Source organism: uncultured Agitococcus sp. (assembly GCF_937920075.1).
GTDB lineage: Bacteria > Pseudomonadota > Gammaproteobacteria > Pseudomonadales > Moraxellaceae > Agitococcus.
In genome coordinates, this window is record NZ_CALETI010000132.1 from 1 (window position 1) to 7,173 (window position 7,173).

Genomic DNA, 7,173 nt, shown 5'->3' on the forward strand with positions numbered 1-7,173 from the left:
TTTTAATATTGTCATTTAAATTCAATATGTTATATCGCCTATTGCGTAAGTCCTACCTAGTTTGTGGCACAGCACAAAATCGAGTTTTCGCCTTAACCATGACGGCGAGCCTAATCCCAAAAGTGTACAAATTGTTGGTTATGACCCACAAATGTTGGCCGATGCTGCACGGCTAAATATGGAACGTGGTGCGGATATTATTGATATTAATATGGGCTGTCCTGCCAAAAAAGTCTGTAATCGTTTGGCTGGCTCAGCATTGATGCAAGATGAAGCTCTTGTCGAAAAAATTTTAACGACCGTGGTTAAAGCTGTTCCCATTCCTGTTACTTTAAAAACGCGAACAGGTTGGGATAGAGAACATAAAAATGGCGTAACCATTGCCAAAATTGCCGAAGATGCAGGCATTCAATTATTAGCTATTCATGGCCGTACTCGTGCCGATAAATATCTCGGACAGGCAGAATACGACACCATTGCCGAAATTAAGCGAGCTGTCAAGATACCTGTGATAGCAAATGGTGATATAGATTCACCAGAAAAAGCATTAACAGTGCTGCAACAAACGGGCTGTGATGGTATCATGCTCGGCCGCGCCGCTCATGGCCGTCCGTGGATTTTTCGTGAGATTCGCCACTATCTAAATACCTCCACTTTATTAACACCGATTAGTCTGTCGGAACGTGCTGACATCATTAAACAGCACCTTTTGGCATTACATGACTTTTATGGTGATGATTTAGGGATTCGTTTTGCCCGCAAACATCTTGCATGGTATGGCGTTTTTTTAGACAATAGCAGATCTTTTGTGCAACAATTTCACAAGCTCACGAACCGTCAAGCGCAGTGCGATGCAGTAGAGGCTTTCTTTGCTGCACAAGTTTGAGGACTGCTGCAAATCTTGCGCGTCCTGACCTCGTTTTCATTGCTAATTTCTTTTCATAGTAGGGTCAATATGAATAGTCCTAAATCCTCTATTCCAGTTCCACAAAGTGATGCTGCATTACGTATTCACGTTGAACGTGCCATGCGCCATTATTTTGCTCAACTCCAAGGCGAAAAGCCTTCTGATGTGTATGAACTCGTATTAGCGGAAGTTGAAAAACCATTGTTATCAGTCGTGTTAGAATTCACTCGTGGTAATCAAACTAAAGCTGCTCAATTATTAGGACTTAATCGCGGTACATTACGCAAAAAAATGAAAACTCATGGTTTCATTTTTGACTAAGTCACTTCAGAGCTTAGGTGACTACACCTAAGCTCTTTGCTTTTTAACCTCTTCCGCTTAATCGTTTTCATCCGAGACTCTCCATGCAAGTTACTCGCGCCCTTCTCTCTGTTTCAGATAAAACTGGCATTGTTGACTTTGCCCGTGAATTAGCCAATTTAGGTGTTGCCCTATTATCCACAGGTGGCACATACAAATTGATTAAAGATAATGGCATTCCTGTTCAAGAAGTTGCTGATTACACAGGTTTTCCAGAAATGATGGATGGTCGGGTTAAAACCTTACATCCGAAAATTCATGGCGGTATTTTAGGTCGTCGTGGCACAGATGATGAAGTGATGACTCAGCATGGCATTGGCCGTATTGATTTAGTGGTGGTGAATTTATATCCGTTTGCCCAAACCGTTGCTAAACCCAATTGCTCTTTAGAAGATGCCATTGAGAATATTGATATTGGCGGGCCAACGATGGTGCGCTCTGCCGCCAAAAACAACGCTCATGTGGGTATTGTGGTTAATAGCACTGACTACGCCACTGTATTAGCCGAAATTCAAGCAACAGGTGGTTTAAGCCAAGCCACACGTTTTGATTTAGCGGTTAAAGCGTTTGAGCATACTGCTGCTTATGATGGCATGATTGCTAATTACTTAGGCCGTTTAGTCACTGAGCCAGCGCAACAATTCTCTCGCACCTTTAATACCCAGTTTATTAAAGCGCAAGATTTACGTTATGGTGAGAATCCTCATCAAAAAGCCGCTTTTTATGTCGAAGCTCAACCCAAAGAAGCGAGCATTGCCACCGCAAAACAATTGCAAGGCAAAGAATTATCTTATAACAACATTGCTGACACGGATGCAGCCTTAGAATGTGTTAAATCCTTTGTAAAGCCAGCTTGTGTGATCGTCAAACACGCCAATCCTTGTGGTGTTGCTGTGTCCTTAGATGGTATTAAAGCGGCTTATGACTTAGCTTACCAAACCGATACTGAGTCTGCTTTTGGTGGCATTATTGCCTTTAACCGTGAGTTAGATGCCGAAACTGCCAAAGCGATTGTCGAACGTCAATTTGTTGAAGTGATTATTGCACCAAAAGTCAGTGCCGAAGCTTTAGCCATCACTGCTGCTAAACAAAATGTGCGTGTTTTAGAATGTGGTCAATGGTCTGCTGAACGTAGCCAACAATTAGATTACAAACGTGTTAATGGTGGTTTGTTAGTACAAGATTTAGATATTGGCATGATTACCGATGGTGACTTAAAAGTAGTCACCAAACGCGCCCCTACCGAAGCCGAAATTCATGATTTAATTTTTGCATGGAAAGTGGCCAAGTTTGTTAAATCCAATGCCATTGTTTATGCCAAAGGCCGTCAAACTATTGGTATTGGTGCAGGCCAAATGAGCCGCGTTAACTCGGCGCGTATCGCTGCGATTAAAGCCGAACATGCAGGTTTACAAGTACAAGGCGCAGTCATGGCTTCTGATGCCTTCTTCCCATTCCGTGATGGCATTGATAATGCTGCTAAAGTGGGCATTAGCTGTGTAATTCAACCTGGTGGCTCTATGCGTGATGCCGAGGTGATTGCCGCTGCTGATGAGCATGGCATGGCAATGGTGTTTACAGGTATGCGCCACTTCCGTCATTAATAATTGGCCATTAAAGGCTTGGTTATCCAAGCCTTTTTTGTTTTTGAGGATTAAAAATGAATATTCTTATTTTAGGCTCAGGTGGCCGCGAACACGCCCTTGCTTGGAAATGTGCCCAAGACCCACGTATTAATACCGTTTTTGTTGCGACAGGCAATGCAGGCTCAGCCACTGAAGCCAAATGCCAAAATGTGGCGATTAATATGCTTGATAACCAAGCCTTATTAAATTTTGCCCAAGAAAATAATGTTGAATTAACCATTGTTGGCCCAGAAGCTCCCTTGGTTAATGGTGTGGTGAACGCTTTTAGAGCAGCAGGCCAAAAAATTTGGGGGCCTACCCAATACGCAGCACAATTAGAAGGCTCAAAAGCCTTTGCCAAAGACTTTTTAGCCCGTCATCAAATTCCAACAGCCTATTACGGTGTATTTACCGACACTCATCAAGCCTTAGCGTATGTTCGTGAAAAAGGTGCGCCGATTGTGATAAAGGCGGATGGTTTAGCCGCAGGCAAAGGCGTGATTGTCGCCATGACCTTAGACGAAGCCGAAGCTGCGGTAACCGATATGCTATCTGGCAATAAATTTGGCAGTGCTGGTGCACGTGTGGTTATTGAAGAGTTTTTAGATGGCGAAGAAGCCAGTTTTATTTGTATGGTTGATGGGGTTAATGCCTTAGCCATGGCGACTAGCCAAGACCACAAACGTATTGGTGATGCTGATACAGGGCCAAACACGGGCGGTATGGGTGCTTATTCACCTGCACCTGTGGTTACGCCTGAAGTGCATGCTCGAGTGATGCGTGAAGTGATTATGCCCACTGTTCAAGGTATGGCGGCTGAAGGTCATCCATATACTGGCTTTTTGTATGCGGGTTTAATGATTGATGCAACAGGCGCACCAAAAGTTATTGAGTTTAACTGTCGTTTTGGTGATCCTGAAACACAACCGATTATGATGAGATTACAATCTTCATTAGTGGAATTAGTTGAAGCGGGTTTAGCTCAACAATTACCCACCGAAGCACAATGGGATGCTCGCCCTGCGGTGGGTGTAGTCATGGCTGCGGGTGGTTATCCTAATGATGTGCGCAAAGGCGATGTCATTAAAGGTTTAGATATTCTTCATACTCACAGCAAAGTCTTTCATGCTGGTACTAGCTTAGAAAATGGTGAAGTCGTCACTAATGGTGGTCGTGTGTTATGCGTGACTGCTTTAGGCAAAACGGTAAGTGAGGCTCAAGCCAATGCTTATCGTCATGTACAAGAGATTACATGGGCTGATGAATATCATCGTACGGATATTGGTTACCGTGCTATTGCTCGTGAACAACAAGCACAGCAACAGCAGTAAGCATTTTAAGTATGGTGAGTGGAAGTCGTGGTGGTTGAGCGGAGTCGAAACCACTTCGACTCCGCTCAGTGTGCATAATTGCTTTAATTCTTAAACGGATTAAACGTTTTTCCCAAAAAGTAACGTGCTGACTCAGGAATGGGGCGCATACTGCTCGCAATCACTTTATTAACCACTCCTGGAACACAAACAGGCTTCCCTTTCATCACCGCTTCATAGCCCTCTTTTACCACAGCTTCTGGCTGTTGCCACAAAATCGCAGGTAAATGATTAGCAGCATCTCGTGTTCCCATCACATCATGAAACTCACTATGGGTAAAACCCGGACACAATGCGGTCACATGAATGCCATAAGACTTTAATTCCATATCTAACGATTCTGAAATATTCAAGACATAACTTTTAATACCAGTGTATAACAAGCTTGCACCTGGTGGAGAAAAGGCAGCTAATGACGATAAATTAATAATTCTGCCCCAACCTTGTTGCTTCATATCAGGAATCACACGATATGCTAGCTCGGTCACCGCCGTAATCATCAATTGAATTTCATTGGCTAAGTCCTGCCAAGGCGTATCAGCAAAAGCCGTTTTACCTGATAAACCCGCATTATTAATTAACATATCAATCACAACGCCCTGCTCTTTAACAAAAGCCATAATCGCTGTAGGTGCTTGTTTATCGGTTAAATCCGCCGCAAACACATAACTTTTAATACCAAATTGCTGATTCAGCTCTTTAGCTAACTCATTTAAGCGCTCAACACGACGAGCAACCAAAACTAAATCATAACCTTGTGCTGCTAAAAACCGCGCAAAGGTTGCACCAATACCTGCTGATGCTCCTGTAATTAATGCCGTACGGCGATGACCACTCATAAAACACCCCATATTAAGCTGATAACCAATCTTGAACAAAATTCAAGATAACTCACTCTTGAATAACAATCAAGAAAAATCTGACTATGATTTATCCTCTAATTTTTCTACACTCCTACAGGCTTACTTGTTCACTAAAAACACTAATTTTGGCGAAATACGTAAGTCTTTATTTAATTCATAACCATTGAAGTCAATTATGAACAGCAAACCCTCTTCTGCCTCAAAAATCGACAATCATGTCTATAAGATTTTTCTCAATGACCTGAATGCTAAGCGTACGGTATTTGGTGGCTTAATTATGAGCATTGCTGATCGTTTAGCAGTAGTCGTCGCAGAACGTCATAGTGGTCATACCTGTGTTACTGCTTCGGTGGATTCTTGGCATTTTGTTGCCCCTGCCCAAGAAAATGACACCTTGTTATTTAGCGCTGCCATTAATAAAGCATGGACATCTTCTATGGAAATTGGTGTACGTGTTGAAGCCGAAAACAGTTATTTAGGCACAAAACGCCATATTGTTTCTGCCTATTTTACCTTTGTTGCTTTGGATGCAGAAGGTAAGCCTGCGCCTGTTCCTGCCCTTGTTCCCGAAAACGAAAAAGAACTTCAACGTTTTGCTGCGGCAGAAATTCGCCGACAAGCACGTTTATCGGTGCGTGAGCAATTAAAACAATATAAAGCCTAATTTATAAGCTCACAAAACGCACGCCTTAGTATTAAATAGATGTATCAAGTTCTTGTGCTCTTGTAGCTTTAACAAATTTGTCCTATAAGTTATGCAATACTAAAAATTATATGAGCAATGCGATGGAAGCCCTGTCTGTCTCAACCCAAATCCCAGATGCCTATCGAGCAGGTGTTTATTTAGGTGAACACTTAGCTGCACTTAATCCAGAAGTTGTTTTTTTGTTTACATCTATTGATTATGGTCATAACAGTGACATTCTTGCTGGATTACAAGACAGCCTCAATCAACCTAACTGCATTATTATTGGCAATAGTGGTGATGGTTTTTACGAGACTCATGGCGTGGGTGAATATGGCGCGGCAGCTTTAGCCCTAAATAGTCATGGACAAGTACAATGGCAGCTTAAAATTGGCCATCATGTTACGGAGCAACCACAGCAAGCAACACGCACTGCGCTACAAGAGCATCAACAAGCTAGTTTAATTTTCATGATCTCCGATTTTCATGCCGATGCTTCTTTAATCGAAGAAGTCATTGAACATGAAATAAAAACGCCAATTGTGGGTGGTTTTGCCGCTGACGATCAGCAATGGGATCAATGTGCACTTTATACTTGTGACGGCGTTATTAATGATTGTGTGATTGCCCTTCATGCTATCGGCAACATAAACTTTTCTATTTTTGTTGATAACTCAATTACCCCAATTGGCCATAGTGGCACAATTGAACAAGCTGAAAGTAATCGTATTGATCGTATTGGTGGTATGGATGCCATGCGCTTTATTGAACAAGAAACAGGTAAACCCATTTTACGCAGTGATCGCGGAAATATTTCATTAACTATTATTAACCATGAAAACTTTAAACGCCTACGCTCCATCAAAAGTGATATTGGTGAAAATGCACAAAGTATATTTTTGTATGGCGGGATCAGTACAGGACAAAAAGTACAAGTTTGTATTGCTCGTCCTGATGAAATCATTCATGAGGTCTATCAGCTTGCACAACAAGCCCAATCGGCAAGTTTTCAACCAATTGCCGCATTAATTATTAGTTGCGCAGGTCGAAAAAGCCTACTAGGCACACAACTCAATCATGAAATAGACGCAATTACCAAAAACTTTCAACAAATTAGCTTAATTGGCTTTCCATCATTAGGAGAAATTGCCCCCTTACGCCTAAAAGACGGTTATAGTGCAAACTTATTTCATAATATGACTTATGTTTTAGTGTTGATTGGCTTATGACTGCTTATCTTTTTAGTACCATCACTCCCACCCCAGCAGGTTTTATTTATACACCTGAAATTTTTCGTAAAGACTTACTAAGTCGAGTATTTGCCATTTATTGTCAACAACCAGAACCCATTATCCAACTGGCT

General features: G+C 42.0%; 6 protein-coding genes and 1 pseudogene. 6 read left to right on the plus strand and 1 reads right to left on the minus strand.

Annotation, left to right across the window (positions count from 1 at the left end):
• Window positions 1–58: 58 nt before the first annotated feature.
• The 4 genes and pseudogenes from dusB to purD form a co-directional block, all read left to right on the plus strand.
• Window positions 59–886, plus strand: a pseudogene (gene dusB / locus Q0212_RS04965) (tRNA dihydrouridine synthase DusB); the annotation flags it as partial.
• A gap of 69 nt (window positions 887–955) precedes the next feature.
• Window positions 956–1,228 carry a DNA-binding transcriptional regulator Fis gene (gene fis / locus Q0212_RS04970; protein ID WP_297923094.1) on the plus strand — a complete coding sequence of 91 codons (273 nt, stop codon included), beginning with the start codon at window positions 956–958 and terminating at the stop codon, window positions 1,226–1,228.
• An 83-nt stretch (window positions 1,229–1,311) separates the two neighbouring features.
• Window positions 1,312–2,871 carry a bifunctional phosphoribosylaminoimidazolecarboxamide formyltransferase/IMP cyclohydrolase gene (gene purH / locus Q0212_RS04975; RefSeq protein ID WP_297923097.1) on the plus strand — a complete coding sequence of 520 codons (1,560 nt, stop codon included), beginning with the start codon at window positions 1,312–1,314 and terminating at the stop codon, window positions 2,869–2,871.
• Between the two features lie 56 nt (window positions 2,872–2,927).
• Entirely contained in the window at window positions 2,928–4,223 is a 1,296-nt protein-coding gene (purD, locus tag Q0212_RS04980; protein ID WP_297923100.1) for a phosphoribosylamine--glycine ligase, read from the plus strand.
• An 83-nt stretch (window positions 4,224–4,306) separates the two neighbouring features.
• On the opposite strand, the gene Q0212_RS04985 is transcribed toward purD, so the two are convergent.
• Window positions 4,307–5,101, minus strand: coding sequence for an SDR family oxidoreductase (locus Q0212_RS04985; RefSeq protein ID WP_297923103.1), 795 nt, complete (start codon window positions 5,099–5,101; stop codon window positions 4,307–4,309).
• A gap of 199 nt (window positions 5,102–5,300) precedes the next feature.
• On the opposite strand from Q0212_RS04985, the gene Q0212_RS04990 reads away from it, so the two are divergent.
• Together Q0212_RS04990 and Q0212_RS04995 are read left to right on the plus strand one after the other, a co-directional pair.
• Window positions 5,301–5,789: an acyl-CoA thioesterase gene (locus Q0212_RS04990; protein WP_297923106.1), complete on the plus strand. Its 489-nt coding sequence runs from the start codon at window positions 5,301–5,303 to the stop codon at window positions 5,787–5,789.
• A 122-nt stretch (window positions 5,790–5,911) separates the two neighbouring features.
• Window positions 5,912–7,039, plus strand: a complete 1,128-nt coding sequence (locus Q0212_RS04995) for an FIST N-terminal domain-containing protein (protein ID WP_297923109.1) — start codon at window positions 5,912–5,914, stop codon at window positions 7,037–7,039.
• Window positions 7,040–7,173: the final 134 nt, after the last annotated feature.

What these genes read in the sequence shown, in the direction of transcription:
- fis (WP_297923094.1), top strand. Translation starts at nt 956, where the DNA reads ATGAATAGTCCTAAATCCTCTATTCCAGTTCCACAAAGTGATGCTGCA.
- purH (WP_297923097.1), top strand. Translation starts at nt 1,312, where the DNA reads ATGCAAGTTACTCGCGCCCTTCTCTCTGTTTCAGATAAAACTGGCATT.
- purD (WP_297923100.1), top strand. Translation starts at nt 2,928, where the DNA reads ATGAATATTCTTATTTTAGGCTCAGGTGGCCGCGAACACGCCCTTGCT.
- Q0212_RS04985 (WP_297923103.1), bottom strand. Translation starts at nt 5,101, where the DNA reads ATGAGTGGTCATCGCCGTACGGCATTAATTACAGGAGCATCAGCAGGT.
- Q0212_RS04990 (WP_297923106.1), top strand. Translation starts at nt 5,301, where the DNA reads ATGAACAGCAAACCCTCTTCTGCCTCAAAAATCGACAATCATGTCTAT.
- Q0212_RS04995 (WP_297923109.1), top strand. Translation starts at nt 5,912, where the DNA reads ATGGAAGCCCTGTCTGTCTCAACCCAAATCCCAGATGCCTATCGAGCA.